This is a genomic window from Mesorhizobium mediterraneum (genome assembly GCF_002284565.1).
In the GTDB taxonomy this organism is placed as follows: domain Bacteria; phylum Pseudomonadota; class Alphaproteobacteria; order Rhizobiales; family Rhizobiaceae; genus Mesorhizobium; species Mesorhizobium mediterraneum.
Genome location: NZ_NPKI01000015.1, coordinates 471,784 through 492,140, shown reverse-complemented (window position 1 = coordinate 492,140; position 20,357 = coordinate 471,784). Strand labels below are relative to the sequence as shown.

Annotated in this window: 12 protein-coding genes and 1 pseudogene; 7 read left to right on the top strand and 6 right to left on the bottom strand. The window is 61.7% G+C overall.

Annotated elements, in window-relative coordinates; genetic code table 11:
• The first annotated feature begins 148 nt into the window (after nucleotides 1–148).
• Nucleotides 149–1,954: a translation elongation factor 4 gene (gene lepA / locus CIT25_RS11770; protein WP_095484681.1), complete on the top strand. Its 1,806-nt coding sequence runs from the start codon at nucleotides 149–151 to the stop codon at nucleotides 1,952–1,954.
• Between the two features lie 8 nt (nucleotides 1,955–1,962).
• Here the strand turns inward: lepA and CIT25_RS11765 are convergent, their stop codons facing one another.
• The gene (locus CIT25_RS11765) at nucleotides 1,963–3,897 is read right to left on the bottom strand and encodes a hypothetical protein (RefSeq protein ID WP_245329824.1); all 1,935 of its coding nucleotides are present in this window, start codon (nucleotides 3,895–3,897) and stop codon (nucleotides 1,963–1,965) included.
• Nucleotides 3,898–3,924: 27 nt separating this feature from the next.
• Nucleotides 3,925–6,057, bottom strand: coding sequence for an ATP-binding protein (locus CIT25_RS11760; protein WP_158302541.1), 2,133 nt, complete (start codon nucleotides 6,055–6,057; stop codon nucleotides 3,925–3,927).
• Between the two features lie 352 nt (nucleotides 6,058–6,409).
• Here CIT25_RS11760 and CIT25_RS11755 point away from each other — a divergent pair, with 352 nt between their 5' ends.
• From CIT25_RS11755 to CIT25_RS11740, 4 genes and pseudogenes are all read left to right on the top strand, one after another.
• Nucleotides 6,410–7,036, top strand: coding sequence for a CDGSH iron-sulfur domain-containing protein (locus CIT25_RS11755; RefSeq protein WP_095484679.1), 627 nt, complete (start codon nucleotides 6,410–6,412; stop codon nucleotides 7,034–7,036).
• 95 nt (nucleotides 7,037–7,131) lie between these two features.
• Nucleotides 7,132–7,482: pseudogene (locus CIT25_RS11750) on the top strand (endonuclease domain-containing protein); the annotation flags it as partial.
• 194 nt (nucleotides 7,483–7,676) lie between these two features.
• On the top strand, nucleotides 7,677–9,704 hold the full coding sequence (locus CIT25_RS11745; RefSeq protein ID WP_095484678.1) for a hydantoinase/oxoprolinase family protein: 2,028 nt from the start codon (nucleotides 7,677–7,679) through the stop codon (nucleotides 9,702–9,704).
• A gap of 266 nt (nucleotides 9,705–9,970) precedes the next feature.
• On the top strand, nucleotides 9,971–12,142 hold the full coding sequence (locus CIT25_RS11740; protein ID WP_095484677.1) for a malate synthase G: 2,172 nt from the start codon (nucleotides 9,971–9,973) through the stop codon (nucleotides 12,140–12,142).
• A 339-nt stretch (nucleotides 12,143–12,481) separates the two neighbouring features.
• Here the strand turns inward: CIT25_RS11740 and CIT25_RS11735 are convergent, their stop codons facing one another.
• The 4 genes from CIT25_RS11735 to CIT25_RS11720 all read right to left on the bottom strand — a co-directional run bounded on the left by CIT25_RS11735 (nucleotide 12,482) and on the right by CIT25_RS11720 (nucleotide 16,838).
• Nucleotides 12,482–14,014 carry a YifB family Mg chelatase-like AAA ATPase gene (locus CIT25_RS11735; RefSeq protein ID WP_095484676.1) on the bottom strand — a complete coding sequence of 511 codons (1,533 nt, stop codon included), beginning with the start codon at nucleotides 14,012–14,014 and terminating at the stop codon, nucleotides 12,482–12,484.
• Between the two features lie 172 nt (nucleotides 14,015–14,186).
• A complete protein-coding gene (gene gshB / locus CIT25_RS11730; protein ID WP_095484675.1) occupies nucleotides 14,187–15,128 on the bottom strand; it encodes a glutathione synthase in 942 nt (313 codons plus the stop codon).
• A 223-nt stretch (nucleotides 15,129–15,351) separates the two neighbouring features.
• Complete coding sequence (locus CIT25_RS11725) at nucleotides 15,352–15,726, bottom strand: GtrA family protein (RefSeq protein WP_095484674.1); 375 nt, start codon at nucleotides 15,724–15,726, stop codon at nucleotides 15,352–15,354.
• A 104-nt stretch (nucleotides 15,727–15,830) separates the two neighbouring features.
• Entirely contained in the window at nucleotides 15,831–16,838 is a 1,008-nt protein-coding gene (locus tag CIT25_RS11720; RefSeq protein ID WP_095484673.1) for a glycosyltransferase, read from the bottom strand.
• Between the two features lie 131 nt (nucleotides 16,839–16,969).
• Here CIT25_RS11720 and CIT25_RS11715 point away from each other — a divergent pair, with 131 nt between their 5' ends.
• On the top strand, nucleotides 16,970–18,763 hold the full coding sequence (locus CIT25_RS11715; protein ID WP_095484672.1) for a polysaccharide biosynthesis protein GtrA: 1,794 nt from the start codon (nucleotides 16,970–16,972) through the stop codon (nucleotides 18,761–18,763).
• 95 nt (nucleotides 18,764–18,858) lie between these two features.
• Entirely contained in the window at nucleotides 18,859–20,208 is a 1,350-nt protein-coding gene (locus tag CIT25_RS11710) for a putative bifunctional diguanylate cyclase/phosphodiesterase (RefSeq protein WP_095484671.1), read from the top strand.
• The last annotated feature ends 149 nt before the right edge of the window (nucleotides 20,209–20,357 follow it).

The window sequence follows — 20,357 nt, the reverse complement described above, 5'->3', positions numbered from 1 at the left end:
TGCTCTAACGGGATGGATCAAAGTTTAACGAGTTTGCTCCCGGGGCCGGCAGGACAAGCGCTTCAGACAAATGCTGGCGTCCAATGCATGCGCAGCGACTGGCCGGCCGCTTGCCCGGGCAAGCTGCCCCTGCTAAAGCCGCCTCATCATGACAACGCCGATCAAGAACATCCGCAATTTCTCCATCGTCGCCCATATCGACCATGGCAAATCCACGCTTGCCGACCGGCTGATCCAGTCCACCGGCGGGCTGGAGCTGCGCGACATGAAGGAGCAGGTGCTGGACTCGATGGATATCGAGCGCGAGCGCGGCATCACCATCAAGGCGCAGACCGTCAGGCTGAAATACCACGCCAACAATGGCGAGGACTATATCCTCAACCTGATCGACACGCCCGGCCATGTCGACTTCGCCTACGAAGTGTCGCGGTCGCTGGCCGCCTGCGAGGGCTCGCTGCTGGTCGTCGATGCCTCGCAAGGCGTCGAGGCGCAGACGCTGGCCAATGTCTACCAGGCGATCGACAACAACCACGAGATCGTCGTGGTGCTGAACAAGGTCGACCTGCCGGCTGCCGAGCCCGAGCGCATCCGGGAGCAGGTCGAGGAGGTGATCGGCATCGATGCCTCCAACGCCGTGCTGATCTCGGCCAAGACGGGGCTCGGCATTCCCGACGTGCTGGAGGCTATCGTCAACGAATTGCCGCCGCCGCGCGAGGGCGACATCGCGGCACCGCTGAAGGCAATGCTGGTCGACAGCTGGTACGACGCCTATCTCGGCGTCATCGTGCTGGTCCGCGTCATCGACGGCGTGCTGAAGAAGGGCCAGACCATCCGCATGATGGGCACCGGCGCCAAGTACCTGGTCGAGCGCACCGGCGTTTTCACGCCCGCCCGCATCAATGTCGACGAGCTCGGCCCCGGCGAGTTCGGCTTCTTCACCGGCTCGATCAAGGAAGTGGCCGACACCCGCGTCGGCGACACCATCACCGAGGACAAGCGCCAGACGGCGCAGGCGCTGCCAGGCTTCAAGCCGGCGCAGCCGGTGGTGTTCTGCGGCCTGTTCCCCGTCGACGCCGCCGATTTCGAGGATCTGCGCGCCGCGGTCGGCAAGCTGCGCCTCAACGACGCTTCCTTCTCCTTTGAAATGGAAACCAGCGCCGCGCTAGGCTTCGGCTATCGCTGCGGCTTCCTTGGCCTCTTACATCTGGAAATCATCCAGGAGCGGCTGGAGCGCGAGTTCAACCTCGACCTCATCGCCACCGCGCCCTCAGTTGTCTACCGGCTGCTGCTGAACGACGGGACGACGAAGGAACTGCACAATCCGGCCGACATGCCCGACGTGGTCAAGATATCGGCCATCGAGGAGCCGTGGATCCGCGCCACCATCCTCACACCCGACGAGTATCTCGGCGGCATCCTAAAGCTGTGCCAGGACCGGCGCGGCATCCAGGCCGATCTGTCCTATGTCGGCAAGCGCGCCATGCTTACCTACGATCTGCCGCTTAACGAAGTCGTCTTCGATTTCTATGATCGCCTAAAATCGATCTCCAAAGGCTACGCCTCCTTCGACTATCACCTGACTGACTACAAGGAAGGCGACCTGGTGAAGATGTCGATCCTGGTCAATGAGGAGCCGGTCGACGCGCTGTCGATGCTGGTCCACCGCACGGCGGCGGAAAAGCGCGGCCGCCTGATGTGCGAGAAGCTGAAGGAGCTGATCCCGAACCATCTGTTCAAGATCCCGATCCAGGCCGCCATCGGCGGCAAGGTCATCGCCCGCGAAACGATCTCGGCGCTGCGCAAGGACGTCACCGCCAAATGCTACGGCGGCGACGTCTCGCGCAAGCGCAAGCTGCTCGACAAGCAGAAAGAGGGCAAGAAGCGGATGCGGCAGTTCGGCAAGGTGGATATCCCGCAGGAGGCTTTTATCCAGGCGCTGAAGATGGGGGATTAGTTCCGATTTTAGCCCATACGGGCAGGCACTTTAGCCCGACGGAGAACATCCGCGAAATGACTCGTCAGTCCGACGCGGCCGGAAAGGGCAATTCCGGTTTCGCTCGGCAGCGTTGCCACCAATCGTCGGAGTTCTTCAAGGCCCGCTTTCACATCAAATTCTTGCCAGTACTTAGCTGGTTGAGCGGTTATATAGCTGTAATTTGTTTGCGTTGCGCCCGAATGCATCTGAACAATCCAGGCTTGTTCGCCGTCGTGCACCCACTCAAATCGCACGGGCTGACCAACCGCGGCTGCGGCGCGATCGTATAGTTCGCGGATGTCGTTCTGAATCTCGGTAGGCAGCTCTTCTGGAGCGCTCAATCCCAGCATGAGAGTTTGCCCGTCACCTTGCTTTCCTTCTATGATGACCTCACCCTCGCGACCAACAATCAACGCGCCCGAATACATCTGGCGCACACCTTGTTGTGACAACAGCGAAACTATCTGGTTGTTCGCGGGATCCTCACTCTGAACAAGGTTGAACGGATCAAGCCAACCTTTGTGGGTTGAGAATTTGCCAGGAACCTGTTCGACGGGTGCCGTTCGGATCCAAGTCTCGCCAGATTTGGTCTTCCTTCCAAAACTGAATGGTGCAACGCGCCGGTTAATTACCGTAGTGGCCGGGATAGGCAGCCCAGCATGATGAGCCACGAGCAACCCATAGACCTTGTCACCTAAGAATCTACTGAAGCGATTGGGCCATTCGGTTTTGGCATTTGAAGGAACATATTCTTCTTCCGCGTATTCCCATGCCAGCATGTTGGTTTGCCTCCAGCCCTGAGGCCGCGGATGAATGCTGAACTCCAAACGGGCATTGAATGGGACGTCGAATGTGATCGGGACACCGTAAACCGTTGTTAGTAGCTCTCCACCCCAGCCTCTTGGAACTGATGCAGTTCCCGGCTTTTCGACACAGCGAGGAGTATCGTCAGGGGCAAACTCGATAATGTCTCCCATTACAACACCCGAGACACCACCATCATGGATATTGATCGTTTCGTTTACGATAGTATGCAGACCTTCGGCCGTAAGGCGCTTCACTGCACTTACTACTTGTTCGATATCCCTAAGGCCGTATAGAAATTCTCGACTTTGCGGGTTCTCCGGCTCGTAGGAGCGAACATTGACCGAGCGGTCAACGCTAGTGTTCAACAATGTTTCAACTGCATGGCGAACACTTTTGAACTTTATATTAGGGCTTTCTCCCGCGACGCGGGCGAAAGCCTGTTTAGGCTGTTCATGGCGAGGTGCGTAGCTAACAAACTGTGCAACATTCATCTTATCAGCTAGAACATCAAGTGCTGCGTCTTTACGCAATGGTTCAACGACAACGATACGAGACGAGCGATCGAAAACATCCAATTGACCTAGGAGGTTAGTTAGGCTTGCCGCAAGCGCGTTTAGTTTGAAGATTCTGATTTCGTCAAACCTGGACAAATCAGCGATTGCCGCTTGGAGCAGTCTACGAGCGTCTGCGAGCGTTATTATTGATCCCGAAAGATGTTCTGTCCTGATCTGATGTCTGACAGCTTGGACGAACTCCGTCACGCACCCAATGCTATACTCCCATCCAGGCATGAAAAGCATCAGCTTCACATGCCGCTCGATCAAGCGACCCCAAAGCTCCAGATAGTCGTGCTGTGACCATCCTTTGATATTTAGGCTTGCCGGCTCGACCACCACTTCGTCACGCGACCGACGAATGCGCGCGGCGGTTCTAACTATATCGTCGGTATTCAATCTGACTACTTCTGAGGTGTCGCCTATTCCCGATCGCAAAGATTTAACCAAACGCGGACCGGTTGTGATTGGTCCGCTTAGATACACGACAGGTGTATCCACCAGGGCACACTCCCAAGCCTGCAGAATTGCCTCATGGGTTGGATCGACAGCTTTGGTCATTTTACGGGTCTCGGATGCGCTCTTAACCTAGAATAATCCAACAGGGCCTTCTTTCGTGAGACGTTGTCCCTGACTCTTCGTCGGCGTTGGCAGTGGCAGTTCGACTTCCTTGGCAAGTTCAACCAGGCCAGCCAACTCGTCGTAAGGGAATCTCTCTTTGTCTTCCAGCCTCAGCAAATAGGAGTCGATGCTGGTAGCGGGTGGACGGAGTTTGAGACTCTCAATCACGCTATCAGCGGTGGCCCTTCCGTCCGGAGCGCTAACAACCGCCCCCTTTAAGTCCGGGAAGCCGAAAAAAACGGAAGCCTTGGCGAGTTCAATCTCCTTGGCTTCGTCCATATCGCCGCCTAGGCCTTCAGTCTCAAGAATTTTCTTCCTCCGGGCGCGATTCGGAAGAGGTAGTAGATACAACTTGTCTATTCGACCCGCCCGCTTGATCGCGGGATCGATTCGGCTTTCGTAATTCGTAGCAATGATGAAGATTGATCGCTTCCGTCGCCTAAGGTCATTGATCTTCGTGAGCATACCCGGAGTCAGGAACTGGAACAGACTATCCTGCTCCCGGTAACGTTTTGAGTCTCTATCCAGCAGGAAGCTGTCAATTTCATCGAACAAAATAACGCATTGTTGCTGCGCCTCGAGCGTCTGAAAAATGGCTTTTGCACGAGATTCTACATTCGCCCCACCACTTCCAAGGAAATCACTGACTGTCACTGTTATAAGAGGAACTTCAAGAACCTCTGCAAGGTTCTCTGCCACTGTTGATTTTCCCGTTCCAGGTGGGCCGTAAAGGAGCATAGAGAAATTTGTAGGCTTTCCGACCACCCAGCCGCCTACGAAGTCTGATCCGATACTGGAATAAACTTGCTTCGCTTTGTCGCTATGGCCCAAGTTTGGTTCGAAACCGTCGACCTTCTTTACCCAACGTTCAAGTTTATTTTCTGGAGCGTCTTTTTTTGGGTGAGGGCGCTTTATATCAAGATGCGAAAGCCGCAGTGATTTTGCAGCGATATGCCGGTTGATCATCTCGCGATAGCAGAACATGAACTCTGCCACTTGGCTAGTGTCCCAAATGTGCACAAGGTCGGGCTCATTGACATGTTCTGAATGCCAGCCAACGCACTTCGTACCCATCTTTTCAAAACGTACGGAGCGTGCGCGAAGCCAATGCCAAAAGCGATCTATGAGCGGAAGACACTTGGCAGTACAGGTATCATAGATGCCATTGCCATCCATCTTGCCGACGGAACGCATCAGCGAATTGGCACCCTCAACGCTCAGAGGAAGCATAATCTGTCCGGTCGCAGAGGATAGGAAAGGCTTGTTGGGTCGCCAGTGAGCACTGGAGTTCTGCTTTTCGGATAGAACGCTTAGAATTCTGTCGAGGAGGGGGCGGTCAACTGCCTCCTTTGCGCAAATCATGAGGCCTTCCAGACAGAACATCAATTCGGCCGGATCAAATCTGCTATCCGGTATAGCGCTAAAAGAGAGATGATCGTGCAGAGTAGATTCGAAATATGTTCGGTTTTGAGGGCCTATTGAATCAAGGATACCGAGATACTCTGCGGCCCTTAACGTTCTCAGGGGAGCAAAAGAGCTCCTATAATATAACCATGACGGCTGTGGCGACTTAATAAGATCGCTATCCAAGCCAAGACTATTCTTAATCTTGTCTCTAATAATCTCGATGTATTTGCGGAGGTTGGCTTCTAGGACGATTTTTTCGTCCTTAAAATTCTTAGAGTCGATAAGTCTAGTAAGCTCTGCAACGTGACTAATAGTAATAGGGTTGCTATTTCCAAATGTGCCAGATGTAATGCCGTTTTTGAGGAGGGAAAGTAGGTTCTTGAGAGAGTTCCGCCAGCTATCAACAAACAGATCGCTTGCTTTTGTCTTCTCTCGAAAATTTCCTGCTGGTAGTTGGCAGTAACCCAGTATCCGGCCGCTGGCCAACAGAGCCATTGCTAGTGTGCCTTGTGACTCTGTTGCGGCAGACAACGTTTGTGCGCTAGCTCGAAACTCATAGGGCCAGCCTTTGGCTTCTGGGTCATAGAGATACGAAAAGGTGCCTTCAACTTGAGCAAGCGTTTGATCAATGACTTTGATTTCCTGCTTTTCCGCGAGGTAATCCGAGGCGAGATAATGTTCGAGCGATTCCAAGAAAACCTCCATTGCCTTGAATCAATTAGCGGAATGTGACGCTGGTGAGCAACTGTCTTATAGAGGCATCAATCGATCCCAATCGAGATCGCGTAAACTCTCACTAGTTTTCGGCCGACGGCATTAGTTTTCGTTCTCACCCCAGCCTTCTCATAAAGAACCAGCGGTCGCAATCTGCCTCGTCGAGCGTGTTTAGCCACGACCCGAGACAATCTGGCCAGACGAGCTTTTCCTGCTGGAGCCAGTCGGATAGTAACCGCCTCCACCACAAGGGGAGAAGGTATCCCGGACGCCGGCTTGACGCCGTCCGGGCCACCGCCATAGCGTGAAGGCACCAGCAAGGAGCGCAGCTATGGCAGGCACGGTCGAAGGCGAAAAAATCGATGTCGGCTTTTCCGGCCGGCGCTGTATCCATTTGCGCAATTGCGTGCTTGGCGATCCGCATGTCTTCGTGCCCAACGCGAAGGGCCAATGGATCCATCCCGAGGCGGCCAGCGTCGAGAAGATCGTGGCGATCGCCGAAAGCTGCCCGTCGGGCGCCATCACCTATGTCAGGAAGGATGGCGGCCCGCAGGAAAAGCCGCCGGTGGTCAACACCCTGCGCATCAGGGAGAACGGCCCGCTGGCGGTGCATGCCGAGATCGTGCTGAATGGCGAAACGTTTTATCGCGCCACGCTCTGCCGTTGCGGCGCTTCGGAAAACAAGCCGTTCTGCGACGGCAGCCACAACAAATCAGGTTTTGCCGCCACCGGCGAGCCGGCGCTGAAGGACACGCCGGCGCTGGACGCGCGGAATGGCCCGCTGACGGTGACGCCGACGACCAACGGCCCGCTCAAGCTCGAAGGCAATCTCGAGATCGTCACCGGCACCGGCCACACGGTCGACCGCACCCAACGCACCTTCCTTTGCCGCTGCGGCCAGTCCGCCAACAAGCCGTTTTGCGACGGCAGCCACAAGCGCGTGGGGTTTGTCGGGTAGCTGGCGCAGCGGCCAAGCGCCAATCTCCCCCCAAGTGGGGGAGATGTCCGGCAGGACAGAGGGGGGCGCCGTAGAGCGCTAATTTCACAAGCACAATGCCTCACACTTCATTGCCTCCCAAACATCGCGCAAACGCCAGATCGATGCGCACGGTCATGACATCAGCTGAATTGAAGCTCTGGAACGAACTTCGCGCGCACCGGCTGATGGGGCTTGGCTTCCGCCGACAATTTCCGATTGCCGGTTACATTGTCGATTTCGCTTGCCCGGAGAAGAAGCTGATCGTCGAGGTCGACGGCTCCCAGCATGCGCAAGGTGATGCTGTTGCGGGCGACGCGGCAAGGACATTGCGTTTGGAACGGGATGGCTGGACCGTCCTGCGCTTCTGGAATGACGACATCATCCGCGACATCGACAATGTCTGCCAGCATATTGTGATCGCGGCTGTGGAAGCGCGTCCTGAACCATGGCAAGACCGGCGGGACAGCGCCCCCCTCTGTCCTGCCCGACATCTCCCCCACGAGGGGGGAGATTGGCCGTCACCGCGGTCATCGTCCCTTGGCCCAGCGCTCGCGGCTTTATCCGCCGTTCCGTATCGGCTAAGGGGCGGGGACGAAATTCGCCGGACCGCTGCCAGAATATGACCGCCAAGACCAAATCCTCCGCCCTGTTCCTCGGCATCGACACCGGCGGCACCTATACCGACGCCGTGCTGTGGTCTGAAGCCGGTGGCCCAAGCGGAAAAGTGCTGGCCAAGGCCAAGGCGCTGACCACGCGCCACGACCTCGCGGTCGGCATATCGGGCGCGGTCGACGCGGTGCTGGAGAAATCCGCCACCGATCCGGCTGCCATAAAACTGGTGTCGATGTCGACGACGCTGGCCACCAACGCGCTGGTCGAGGGCCAGGGCGGGCGCGTGGCGCTGGTGATGATCGGCTTTTCCGAGGGCGACCTTGCCCGCGACGGGCTGAAGGCGGCGCTCGGCACCGACCCTGTGGTGTTCTGCACCGGCGGCCATGATGTCCACGGCAATGCGGCAAAACTCGACCTGTCCGGGCTGGAGGCCGCGCTGCCGGAACTCGGCGCCTCGGTGTCCGGCTTTGCCGTCTGCGCCTATTTCGCCACCCGCAACCCGGCGCATGAGCTTGCCGCTCGCGACCTGATCCGCGAAAAGACCGGCCTGCCGGTCACTGCCAGCCACGAGCTTTCGGCCAAGCTCGGCGGTCCGCGCCGCGCGCTGACGACGCTGCTCAACGCCCGGCTGATCTCGATGATCGACCGGCTGGTGGCAGCGACTGAAGGTTTTCTTGTCGCGCGCAAGATCGCCGCACCGCTGATGGTGGTGCGCGGCGATGGCGCCCTGGTCTCGGCGGCCTTCGCCCGCCAGCGGCCGATCGAGACGATTCTTTCAGGTCCGGCCGCCAGCCTGGTTGGCGCCCGCCACATGACCGGCCTCGACAATGCAGTCGTCTCCGACATCGGCGGCACCACCACCGATGTCGCTGTGCTCGACGGGGGCCGCCCCAGGCTCGATCCGGAAGGCGCCACCGTCGGCGGCTTCCGCACCATGGTCGAGGCCGTCGCCATGCGCACTTTTGGGCTCGGCGGCGATTCCGAAGTGGCGCTCGAAGATGGCGCGCTCAACCCAAAAATCCTGCTCGGGCCGCGCCGCCTGGTGCCGCTGGCGCTGGCCGGCATGATGCATGGCGAAGTCGTCGCAGCGGAGCTCGAACGCCAGCTGCGCGCGCCGAACCCCGGCCGCATGGATGGCCGCCTGGCGATCAGGACCGGCGTGCCGGAGCGGCTGGCCGCGGGCCTGACCGGCGCCGAAGCCAAGCTTTACGAGATGATCGGTGCTGTGCCGCTCGCCGTCGACAGGCTTTTGACCTCGAACGCGCAGAACGCCACCTTGAACCGGCTGGTGTCGCGCGGGCTGGTGCATGTCGCCGGCTTCACGCCGTCGGATGCCGCCCATGTGCTGGGCAAGCAGGCCAATTGGGATGCCGCTTCGGCCCGTCTGGGTGCGGAGCTGTTCGCCCGCAAACGCGACGGGCGGGGACAGTCGATCGCCGCCTCGCCGGAGGCGATATCGGAACGGGTGCTGACCACACTGACTCGCCTGTCAGCGGAAGTCGTCCTCGAAACCGCCTTTACCGAGGACGGGTTAGACGGCGCGGCGACCGTCGCCCATGCGCTGGTCCAGCGCGCCGTCGATTCCCACCCCGGCATTGCCCGCCTCAGCGTCGCGCTCGACCGTCCGGTGATCGGCCTCGGCGCCTCGGCGCCGCTGCACTACGCCGGCTTGCCTCCGCTCATCGGCAACGGCTGCGTCGTGCCGGAGGATACCGATGTCGCCAACGCGCTCGGCGCCGTGGTCGGCCAGGTCAGGGTCTCGGCGGAGGCGCGGGTCAGCCAGCCCAAGGAAGGGCTGTTTCGCGTCGCCTCCGGCGAAACCGTGCGCGATTTCAATGACGAGGCGGCGGCGATCGCGGCGGCGGAAACCGACGTCCGCGCCATTGCCGCCGGGCGGGCCAGGGACGCCGGCACCGACAGCGCCGAGATCGAAATCGCCAGCGAATTCCGCGTCTCGACTGTCGAGGGCCAGCGCATGTTCATCGAGGCGCATGTCGTGGCGGTGGCGTCCGGCAGGCCTAGGATTGCGGTGTAAGCGCGTAATCTCCCCCCTCGAGGGGGAGATGTCGCCGAAGGCGACAGAGGGGGTCGCCGCGCGTGCAGCGCTACTTCCTTCTGTCGCAGGAGGCCGAGCCCGGTCGGACCGACCCCCTCTGGCCTGCCGGCCATCTCCCCCTCAAGGGGGGAGATTGGCAGCTTCGCCGACTTCGAAAATCTTCCCCTTCACCCTAAGCTGAATTGACCGTGCTACCCTGACATGCCAAAGGCCCGGCCAAAGCCTTTCATCTTGGAGAAGCCCTGATGACCGATCGCGTCGAAATCGCCGGATTGCGGATTGCCCGCGAGCTTTATGATTTCGTCGTGAACGAGGCGCTGCGGGGCACCGGCATTGCCGCCAACGCCTTCTGGACCGGCTTCTCGGCCATCGTGCACGATCTTTCGCCGAAGAACCGGGCGCTGCTGGAAAAGCGCGATGCCCTGCAGGATCAGATCGACCGCTGGTATCGCGACAATGGCGCGCCCAGCGACATGGAAGCCTACAAGGCGTTCCTCAAGGAGATCGGCTATCTCGTGCCGGAGGGGCCGGCCTTCTCCGTCGCGACGGAAAATGTCGACCCGGAAATCTCGGTGGTTGCCGGGCCGCAGCTGGTGGTGCCGGTGATGAACGCGCGCTATGCGCTGAACGCCGCCAACGCGCGCTGGGGCTCGCTCTATGACGCGCTCTACGGCACCGACGCTATCCCCGAGACCGACGGCGCCGATAGGGGCGGGAAGTTCAATCCCGTGCGCGGCGCCAAGGTCATTGCCTGGGCGAAGGGTTTTCTCGACGAGTCGGTGCCGGCCACCTCGGGAAAATGGGCTGGGGTGAACGGGCTTTCGGTTGCCAACGGCATGTTGCGGCTGGGCGAGGGCGCCGGCGCCACCACGCTTGCCGACCCAAAACAGTTTGCCGGCTATCGCGGCGATGCCGACAATCCCGAAGCCGTCCTGCTCACCGGGAATGGCCTGCATATCGAGATCGTCATCGACCGCAGCAATCAGATCGGCAAGACCGATCCGGCCGGCATTGCCGACGTCGTGCTGGAATCGGCGCTGACCACCATCCAGGACTGCGAGGATTCGGTCGCGGCAGTCGATGCGCAGGACAAGGTCGTGGTCTACCGCAACTGGCTCGGCCTGATGAAGGGCGACCTTGCCGAGGAGATCACCAAGGGCGGCAAGACGTTTACGCGAAAACTCAATCCCGACCGCTCTTACACCGCGCCCGATGGCGGCGCGCTGACGCTGCCCGGCCGCTCGCTGATGCTGATCCGCAACGTCGGCCACCTCATGACCAATCCGGCGATCACAGACCGCGACGGCAACGAGGTGCCGGAAGGCATCATGGATGCGACGATGACGGCGCTGATCGCGCTGCATGATGTCGGGCCGAACGGACGCCGGCAAAACTCCCGCGCGGGCTCGATGTATGTCGTAAAGCCCAAGATGCACGGGCCGGAGGAAGTCGCCTTCGCCGTAGAGATCTTCGACCGCGTCGAGGCGCTGCTGGAGATGCCAGCGAATACCATCAAGATGGGCATCATGGACGAGGAGCGGCGCACCACCGTCAACCTCAAGGAGGCGATCCGCGCCGCCAAAGACCGCGTCGTCTTCATCAACACTGGCTTTCTCGACCGCACCGGCGACGAGATCCACACCTCGATGGAAGCCGGTCCGATGATCCGCAAGGGCGACATGAAGCAGGCCGCCTGGATTGCCGCCTACGAAGCCTGGAACGTGGACACCGGGCTGGAATGCGGGCTGGCCGGCCGCGCCCAGATCGGCAAGGGCATGTGGGCGATGCCCGATCTGATGGCGGCGATGCTGGCGGAGAAGGTCGCTCACCCCAAGGCCGGCGCCAACACCGCCTGGGTGCCGTCGCCGACGGCGGCGACGCTGCACGCCACTCACTATCACAAGGTCGATGTTCTCGCTGTGCAGGCGGCGCTGAAGAGCCGGCCGAAGGCCAAGCTCGACGACATATTGTCGGTGCCGGTCGCGGTGCGGCCGAACTGGTCGCCGGAAGAGATCCAGAAGGAGCTCGACAACAACGCCCAAGGCATTCTGGGCTATGTCGTGCGCTGGATCGACCAGGGCGTCGGCTGCTCGAAAGTACCTGACATCAACGATGTCGGCCTGATGGAGGACCGCGCCACGCTGCGCATCTCATCGCAGCACATCGCCAACTGGCTGCACCACGGCGTCTGCACGGAGGATCAAGTAATGGAGACGATGCGGCGCATGGCGGCCATTGTCGACCGCCAGAACCAAGGCGACCCGCTCTACCAGCCGATGGCCCCCGATTTCGACAATTCCGTCGCCTTCCTCGCCGCTTGCGACCTCGTATTCAAGGGCCGCGTCCAGCCCAACGGCTACACCGAGCCGGTGCTGCACGCGCGGCGATTGGAGCTGAAGGCGAAAGAGCAGGCCTGAGCGAAGCGTCCCCTCCCCCTTGAGGGGAGGGTGGCCCAAAGGGCCGGGTGGGTCCTGCGTGAAGTGCGCCGACGGCTACGCCCTCTCCTTCAGCAGTCGGTGGGCAGCCTTACTTCCAAAGAAAATGCCCGTTCCAACGCACGCAGAACGAACCCACCAGGCGTCATAGCCGGTTAACCAAATGAGCAATAAGACGAGAAGGCTGACAGCACCGGCGACAAGTGCACCCACGGCGAGAGCCACCGCTGGGGATCGAGTTGGTCTGTCTAGTGGCATATTTCTTATCCAGGTCGCGTCGAGCATCCCATCTCCCGGGCCGGTTCTCGGCCTCTCCTTGTATCACGCCGCCTGCGCCATGCGCTCCGAGCTCATGCGGTAGGAAATCGCCTCGGCCAGATGGATGCGGCCGACCGTCTCGCTGGCCTCGAGATCGGCCAGCGTCCGCGCCACTTTCAAAACGCGGTGGTAGGCCCGCGCGGAAAAGCCGAGTTTCTCGCTGGCATCCCTGAGCAGCGCCAGGCCTGATGCATCCGGCATCGCGATCTCCTCGATGACGGAGGGCGAGCAATGCGCGTTGGTGGTGGCGGAGGTCGCGCCGAGCCGCTCGAAACGCTCTCGCTGGATGGTGCGGGCGCGCGCCACGCGCAGCGCCACCGCGGCACTTTTCTCCGCCCGGTCCGGCCGGATGAGATCGCTGGCCGAGACCGCCGGCACTTCGATCCGGAGATCGATGCGATCGAGCAGCGGGCCCGAAATGCGCGCCTGGTAATCGGTGCGGCAACGGTCGCCGCGTAGGCAGCGATAGCCCGGCTCGCCGGCCATGCCGCAGCGGCACGGGTTCATCGCCGCGACCAGTTGGATGCGCGCCGGATAGGTGACGCGATGATTGGCGCGGGCGATCATGCAGTCGCCGGTCTCCAGCGGCTGGCGCAGCGCATCGAGCGCCTGCGGCGAGAATTCGGGAAACTCGTCGAGGAACAGCACGCCGTGATGGGCAAGCGACGCCTCGCCCGGCCGCACGCGCAGGCCACCGCCGACCATCGCCGCCATCGAGGCAGAATGGTGCGGCGCGCGGAATGGCCGCCGGTCGGTCAGTTTTCCCTCACCGAGTTCGCCGGCCACCGACGCGATCATCGAGACTTCGAGCAATTCCCTCGGCGCCAGCGGCGGCAGGATCGACGGCAACCGCTGCGCCAGCATCGATTTTCCCGACCCCGGCGGTCCGATCATCAGCAGATTATGGCCGCCGGCGGCCGCCACTTCGAGCGCCCGCTTGGCGGTTTCCTGGCCCTTGATGTCGGCGAGATCAGGCAGGTCGCGCGCCGAGGCATGGATGCCGGCTTCCGGCCGCGAGAGAACCTGGGTGCCGCGAAAATGATTGGCGATGGCGATCAGGCTGCGCGGCGCCAGAATGTCGAAATCCTTGCCGGCCCAGGCCGCTTCCGGTCCGCAGGCGAAAGGGCAGATCAGGCCTTTGCCCTCGGCATTGGCGCCGATCGCCGCCGGCAGCGCGCCGGCCACCGCGGCGATAGTGCCGTCGAGCGACAGCTCGCCAAGCACGACATAGCCGGCCAGCATGTCGCCCGGAATGGCGCCAAGCGCCGCCATCAGGCCGAGCGCGATCGGCAGGTCGTAATGGCTGCCTTCCTTCGGCAGATCCGCCGGCGCCAGATTGACGGTAACCTTCTTCGACGGCATCGACAGGCCCGATGCGTGCAATGCCGCCTGCACCCGCTCGCGGCTTTCGGCCACCGCCTTGTCGGCGAGGCCGACGATGTGCATGTTGACCTTGCCCGGCGCGATCATCACCTGCACGTCGACCGGCACGGCCTCGATGCCCTGGAAAGCGACCGTGCGGACCCGCGCAACCATTTTTTCACCCCGGATGCAGGCTTGCCCAAGCCTCTGCGATCATGCCGCGAACGGCTTCACCAGAGACAACCACAGATTTACGGCCAAGGCAAGAACATTAGGGGAACAGACAAATACCATTGCTGCCAGGAAGTTGCGTCAGAGTTGCGGGCTCGAAATGCGCCTGGGAAGGCTACTTGCGCTTGCCCTCGACCGCATCCCAGAACAGGCTCGCAATATCGGCGCCGCCGAAGCGTTTTACCTCGCGCACGCCGGTCGGCGACGTCACGTTGATCTCGGTCATGTAGTCGCCGATCACGTCGATGCCGACGAGGATAAAACCGCGCTCCTTCAGCGACGGGCCGATGCGGGCGCAGATCTCGCGCTCGCGCGCCGTCAGTTCGGTTTTTTCGGCGCGGCCGCCGACATGCATGTTGGAGCGTGAATCATGCTCGGCCGGCACCCGGTTGATGGCGCCGACCGGCTCGCCGTCGATCAGGATGATACGCTTGTCGCCCTTGCGCACGTCCTTCAGATAACGCTGCACGATGTAGGGCTCGCGGAACATCTGGCCGAACATCTCGAGCAGCGAGGCGAGATTGCGGTCGGCCTCGTGCAGATGGAAGATGCCCGCGCCGCCATTGCCGTAGAGCGGCTTGACGATGATGTCGCCGAACTCCTTGCGGAAGGCGGCGACCTCCAGCGGATCCTTGGTGATCAGCGTTTCCGGCATCAGGTCGGGAAACTCGGTGACGAAGATCTTTTCCGGGCTGTTGCGCACCCAGGCCGGGTCGTTGACCACCAGCGTCTTGGGATGGATACGCTCGAGTATGTGCGTCGAGGTGATGTAGTTCATGTCGAAGGGCGGATCCTGCCTGAGCAGGACGACGTCCATCTCCGACAGGTCGGTGCGCACTTCTTCGCCGAGCGAATAGTGATCGCCCTTCTCATCGCGGACCTGCATTGCCTCGATGCGGGCAAACACCTTGCCGCCGCGCAGCGACAGCCGGTCGGGCGTATAGTGGAACAGCTGGTGACCGCGGCGCTGCGCTTCCAGCGACAGCGCAAACGAAGTGTCGCCGGCAATCGAGACGGTGGAGATGTGGTCCATCTGGACGGCGATTTTCAATTTCATGGCGGCTCTCCGGCGCACTTGGAGCGACGTGCGTCCATTTGGACGCACAAAGTACGCTCCAACACTTTGAATCTATCCATCGTGCTTTCCGAAAATCGATTCCGCTTTTCGGGCCGATGCATCGACGACAGCGATATACGGAACTCGGCGCCTTCTGCCAATCGGCCCAAGACCTATATCGGCTAAGACCTATATGGGGCCGCGCTTCGCTTGGCGCAGCCCTTCACCGATCGAAGACCAGCCTGGAATAACCGAGGAAGGAGAGCGCCATCGCGACCAGCGAGGCGATGGCAAGTGCCGTCAGCGGCGGCATTGCCGGCAGCGCCATCAGGATGGCGCAATAGGCGAGGTAATTGAAGATGCTGGTGGCGATGCCGACGCCGCCATAGCGTGCGCCCTCTTGCGCGATGCCGCGGCTCGACGGCGAGAAGGTCAGGTGGCGGTTGATGGCCCAGGTGACGGACAGCGCAAAGCCGATCGAGACGACACGTGCGACGAAGGGTCCAAGCTGCGTGAAGGCCAGCAGAAGCCACAGCGCCGCCGCGTCGACGACGAAACCGACGCCGCCGGCGAAAACGAAACGCAGGACACGTTTCATCTCGGCTTAGAGCCTGTTCCATCCCGATGGGGTGGGGATGGGACTCTTTCTTGTTTGGCCATGATCTTATCCGAAAACCGGTTCCCACTTTTCGGGATCATGGTCTAGGCCGCCCGTGGGGTCTTGCCCGGTCCGGTCTCTAAGGTCGCGAGCGCGCTTGCGCGTTCGCGCTCGACCCGGCCGGAAGGCATCGACAGATAGAAGATGCGCTTCTGCTCGGCCCGGCCGCGTGATACCGAATCGAGGATCAGCCCGGTCACCGCCGCCAACATCGACAGAAGCAGCAGGCCGACCGACAGCACCCAGGTCGGCATGCGTGGGACAAGGCCGGTTTCGACGAACTCGATCAGCACCGGCATCATCAGGAACAGGCTCGATGCCAGGAAGAGCACCGCGAAGGCGCCGAAAAAGCGCAGCGGCTGCGTCTCCTTCATCAGCATGGCGAACATCCACAGGATCTTCGCGCCGTCGCGATAGGTCGACAGTTTCGACGAGGAGCCCTCCGGCCGGCGGCCATAGTCGAGCCCGATCTCGCTGACCGGCAATTTCAGCTGCGAGGCGTGGACCGACATTTCGGTCTCGATCTCGAAGCCGCCGGAGACGGCGGGAAAGCTCTTGACGAAGCGCCTGGTGAAGGCGCGGTAGCCGGAGAAGATGTCGGTGAACTCGCTGCCGAACAGCCATTTGTAGAGGCGATTGAAGACGCTGTTGCCGAAGGCATGGCCAGTCCTGCCGGCATCGTCGGTGACGCCTCGCCTTGTCCCGACCACCATGTCGGAGCGCTCGGTGAGCAGCGTGTTGATCAGTTGCGGCGCGTCCTCCGGCGCATAGGTGCCGTCGCCGTCGGCCATCAGATAGATGTCGGCTTCGATGTCGGCGAACATGCGGCGCACCACATTGCCCTTGCCTTGGCGCGGCTCGCGGATGACGTTAGCGCCGGCCGCGCGGGCTCGGAGCGCCGTCAGATCGCGCGAATTGTTGTCATAGACATAGATTGCGGCCGTAGGCAGGGTTTCGCGGAAACGCCGCACCACGTCCGCGATCGTCAGCTCCTCGTTGTAGCAAGGCAGGAGCACGGCGATGGCGGGTTCGTAGCGAACTTCTTGCGGCATTTTCGTCTCCGGATGCCTTGGCCCGGGTCCTTGGCCGTGCTGAATGCCGGCCTGCTCGGGCGCCTTTACTATTTATTGAAGCCGTTAAGGCTAGGTTTAAGTTGCCCCATATTCCTTCCAAAGGTCATAGAATGAGCATAGCCAAGCATGGCGCCTCCATTTGGAGGTCCGAAATCGTGCTGGCGCTGCTTGCCACGCTGGTGGCGTTCGCCGTCAATGCCTGGGCCGGATTCCCCCAATTGACCAACGCCCACGGCGACAACGACAATTTGCTGCGTTTGGTCGAGGTTCGCGACTTTCTGGCCGGCCAGGGCTGGTTCGATCTGCACCAGTACAGGATGGGGCTCGAAGGCGGCTTCGTCATGCACTGGTCGCGGCTGGTCGATGCGCCGATCGCCGCCATCATTCTTGCAGCGACGGCCCTGACCGGCAGCATGGCTCTGGCCGAGAACGTCGCGCAAGTGCTGTGGCCGGCGCTGCTCTTCTGCCTCGCGGTCTTTTTCATCACCCGCGCGGCGCGCAATTTCGCCGGTGAGGCCGCCGTGCTGCCCGCTGTCATCGTCGGCGCGGCGGCGTTGCACTTCATAGGCATCTTCTCGCCGGGCGCGCTCGATCATCACAATGTTCAGCTCACGCTGACCATAGCCAGCCTCAGCCTGCTGCTTGAAGCCACCATGCGCGGGCCGGCTGCGCTGTTCTCCGGCGTGTGCGCCGCGCTGATGCTGGCTGTCGGCATGGAAACCGCCCCCTATGTCGCCACCATCGGCGCCTGCGTCGCGCTCCTGTTCGCTTTTGACGCAGATGGCGAAAGACGGATCGCCAGGGACTTCGGCGTCGGTTTTGCCGGCGCTTCCGCTCTCGTCTTTGTCACCACTGTTCCCGTCTCCGCCTGGAGCCAGGCGCAATGCGACGCCTTCTCGACCGTGCAGTTCGTCGTCGCCGTGTTGGCCGGAACCGGCCTTGCGGCGATAGCCTCGATCGAGGCCGTCGGCCGCACGCGCCGGCTGGTGTCGCTTGGCATCCTTGCGCTCGCGCTGGGCACGGTCGTCATGGTGCTGTTCCCGCAATGCCTGGCGGCTCCCTACGCGAACCTCGATCCGCGCCTCAAGGAACTGTGGCTCGATCACGTCGACGAAGCGCAGTCGCTGTTCAACCTTGTCGCCCAGGACCCGGCAAGGGTGGCGGCGCGCTATGTCACGCCGGCCGTCGCGCTCGTCCTGATGGCGCTTCGCCTTGGTCGTGGCGGTTGGCGGCGGCAGGACAGTCTTGTCGGCGCGCTGCTTGTCGTGGCGTTCGTCGTCAGTGCCTGGCAGGTGCGCGGCTCGACATTCTCGGTCGCGCTGGCGGTCATCCCGCTTTCCGCCTGGATCGCCAGTTGGCGTCAGCGGGCCGAGACAAGCGGCTCGAGCAGCGTGGCGCTGCGCATGGCCGCGGTCTGGCTCGTCTCGGTGAATGCCGTGTGGACGGGCGCCGCGGCAGCGGCCGCGGTGGCGTTCGAAGCCGATAAGACGGCGGCCAATGACAGCGGTGCCGACATGGCCTGCCAGCGCCAGGCCTCCTTTGCCGCGCTTGGCGGTGTGCCGGACACCACCGTGCTGGCGATTTCCAATCTCGGATCGCCGATCCTCGCCTATTCCGATCATCGCGTCTTCGCCGGGCCCTATCACCGCAACATCGCCGGAGATCTGCTTGCGCTCGACACCTTCCTGGGGTCATCCACCGCTGCCAGGGCGGTCGTGGCAACGCATCACGTCGGCCTCGTCGCGGTTTGTCGTGGCAATGCGGAAAGCGCGCTTCTCACCGCCAAGGCGCCTCAGGGCTTTCTTGCCGGGCTGATGCGCGGCAGCGTGCCGGAATGGCTCGAGCCGGTCACACCAATCAGCGGAGGTTCCCTCGAACTGTACCGCGTTCGGCTCGGCCGCTGAAACGGTTCTTCACCTGTGAAAGAAATCGGTTTGGGATACGGTTCCTAAAGGGTTTGCTGCCAGCCTCGAAATATTCCGACCTAACAGGGTTACCGATGCAAACGACGTTTGGCACCGGGCAAGCAACCGGGGAAAGCACGGATCTGGCCTTTACCGATCCGTTGACCGGGCTTGGCAATCATCGCCGCTTCTTCGACAAGATCGACCGCCTGATCAGCGACCGCGCCGACGATCCGGCGCCGTTCACCGTCGGCATCCTCGACCTCGATGGTTTCAAGCCGATCAACGACCTGTTCGGACACAAGGCCGGCGACGAGATCCTGATCCAGGTGGCGATGCGGCTGCGCGCTTCTATGGACAGCCATTCCACCGTCTGCCGCATCGGCGCCGACGAATATGCCTTCCTCTATCCGATGGTGTTCAGCGAGGAGGCGGCGGCCGAAAAGTCGCGAACGCTGATCGAGATCCTGTCGGCACCCCATGATGTCGGCGAACGCACTGCCAGGCTTTCGGCCTCGGTCGGCTGCTCGATGTTCTATTCGGGCGACGAGACCACCGAAATTCTGGTCAGCAAGGCCGAGACGGCGCTGTACCATGCCAAGCGTTCGGGTCGCGGACGGGTGGTCGTCTATAGCAGAGAGATGGAGGAAGCAGCCAAGCGCGTCACCCGCATCGAGCAGGCGCTGCGCCGGGCCGTCTCGGCCGGCGAGGTCGAGCCGCATTTCCAGCCCATCGTCGATCTTAGGACCCGCCGCATCATCGGCTTCGAGACGCTGGCGCGCTGGACAGATGGTGATCTCGGCTCGGTCCCGGCGACGGTCTTCATCCCGATCGCCGAGGAGCGGGGCATCATCGGCCCGCTGTCGCAGCTTGTGCTGCGCAAGGCCGCCGAGGCGGCCAGGAGCTGGCCCAAGGATCTGTTCCTGTCCTTCAACTTGTCGCCGTCGCAGCTCGTCGACCAGAACACCGGGCTGCACATATTGGCGACCCTCGACCGCACCGGCTTCGACCCGCGCCGGCTGGAGATCGAGATCACCGAAACCGGCCTGATGAACGATCCGGCCTCGGCCGAAAAGATCGTCGAGAATCTGCGCCGCGTCGGCATCCGCGTCGCGCTCGATGATTTCGGCACCGGCCAGTCCTCGCTCGGGCGTCTGCGCGAATTTCATTTCGACAAGCTCAAGATCGACCGGGCCTTCGTCTCCTCCATTCTCGACGACCGCCCGTCCGAACACATCATCCGGGCGATCCTGGCCATGTGCGAGGGGCTCGGCATGGACGTGGTCACCGAAGGCATCGAGCAGGAAGCGCAGGCCGAGCGCCTTGTCCAGTTCGGCTGCGCCGGTGGGCAAGGGTTTCTGTTCGGCAGGCCGGTCGATGCCGACGCCACGCTCGGCTATCTCAGGGATAGCTTCCGCGGCGCCCTGCGCGTCAAGGCAATCTGACGACCGGCCACGTTGCCACTGCGGCGCAGCCTTCTTTTTGTCTGACATAAGCCGTAAGAATCCGTTTTTCGCCCTTGCTCCCTGGACCGGGCTGGCTAGGATGCGCGCCGGCCAGACCACAGCCCCGTGCGTCCGTTTGGGACGCGCCA

What these genes read in the sequence shown, in the direction of transcription:
- CIT25_RS11710 (WP_095484671.1), top strand. Translation starts at nt 18,859, where the DNA reads ATGCAAACGACGTTTGGCACCGGGCAAGCAACCGGGGAAAGCACGGAT.
- CIT25_RS11735 (WP_095484676.1), bottom strand. Translation starts at nt 14,014, where the DNA reads ATGGTTGCGCGGGTCCGCACGGTCGCTTTCCAGGGCATCGAGGCCGTG.
- CIT25_RS11740 (WP_095484677.1), top strand. Translation starts at nt 9,971, where the DNA reads ATGACCGATCGCGTCGAAATCGCCGGATTGCGGATTGCCCGCGAGCTT.
- CIT25_RS11765 (WP_245329824.1), bottom strand. Translation starts at nt 3,897, where the DNA reads ATGACCAAAGCTGTCGATCCAACCCATGAGGCAATTCTGCAGGCTTGG.
- lepA (WP_095484681.1), top strand. Translation starts at nt 149, where the DNA reads ATGACAACGCCGATCAAGAACATCCGCAATTTCTCCATCGTCGCCCAT.
- CIT25_RS11720 (WP_095484673.1), bottom strand. Translation starts at nt 16,838, where the DNA reads ATGCCGCAAGAAGTTCGCTACGAACCCGCCATCGCCGTGCTCCTGCCT.
- CIT25_RS11755 (WP_095484679.1), top strand. Translation starts at nt 6,410, where the DNA reads ATGGCAGGCACGGTCGAAGGCGAAAAAATCGATGTCGGCTTTTCCGGC.
- CIT25_RS11745 (WP_095484678.1), top strand. Translation starts at nt 7,677, where the DNA reads ATGACCGCCAAGACCAAATCCTCCGCCCTGTTCCTCGGCATCGACACC.
- CIT25_RS11715 (WP_095484672.1), top strand. Translation starts at nt 16,970, where the DNA reads ATGAGCATAGCCAAGCATGGCGCCTCCATTTGGAGGTCCGAAATCGTG.
- gshB (WP_095484675.1), bottom strand. Translation starts at nt 15,128, where the DNA reads ATGAAATTGAAAATCGCCGTCCAGATGGACCACATCTCCACCGTCTCG.
- CIT25_RS11725 (WP_095484674.1), bottom strand. Translation starts at nt 15,726, where the DNA reads ATGAAACGTGTCCTGCGTTTCGTTTTCGCCGGCGGCGTCGGTTTCGTC.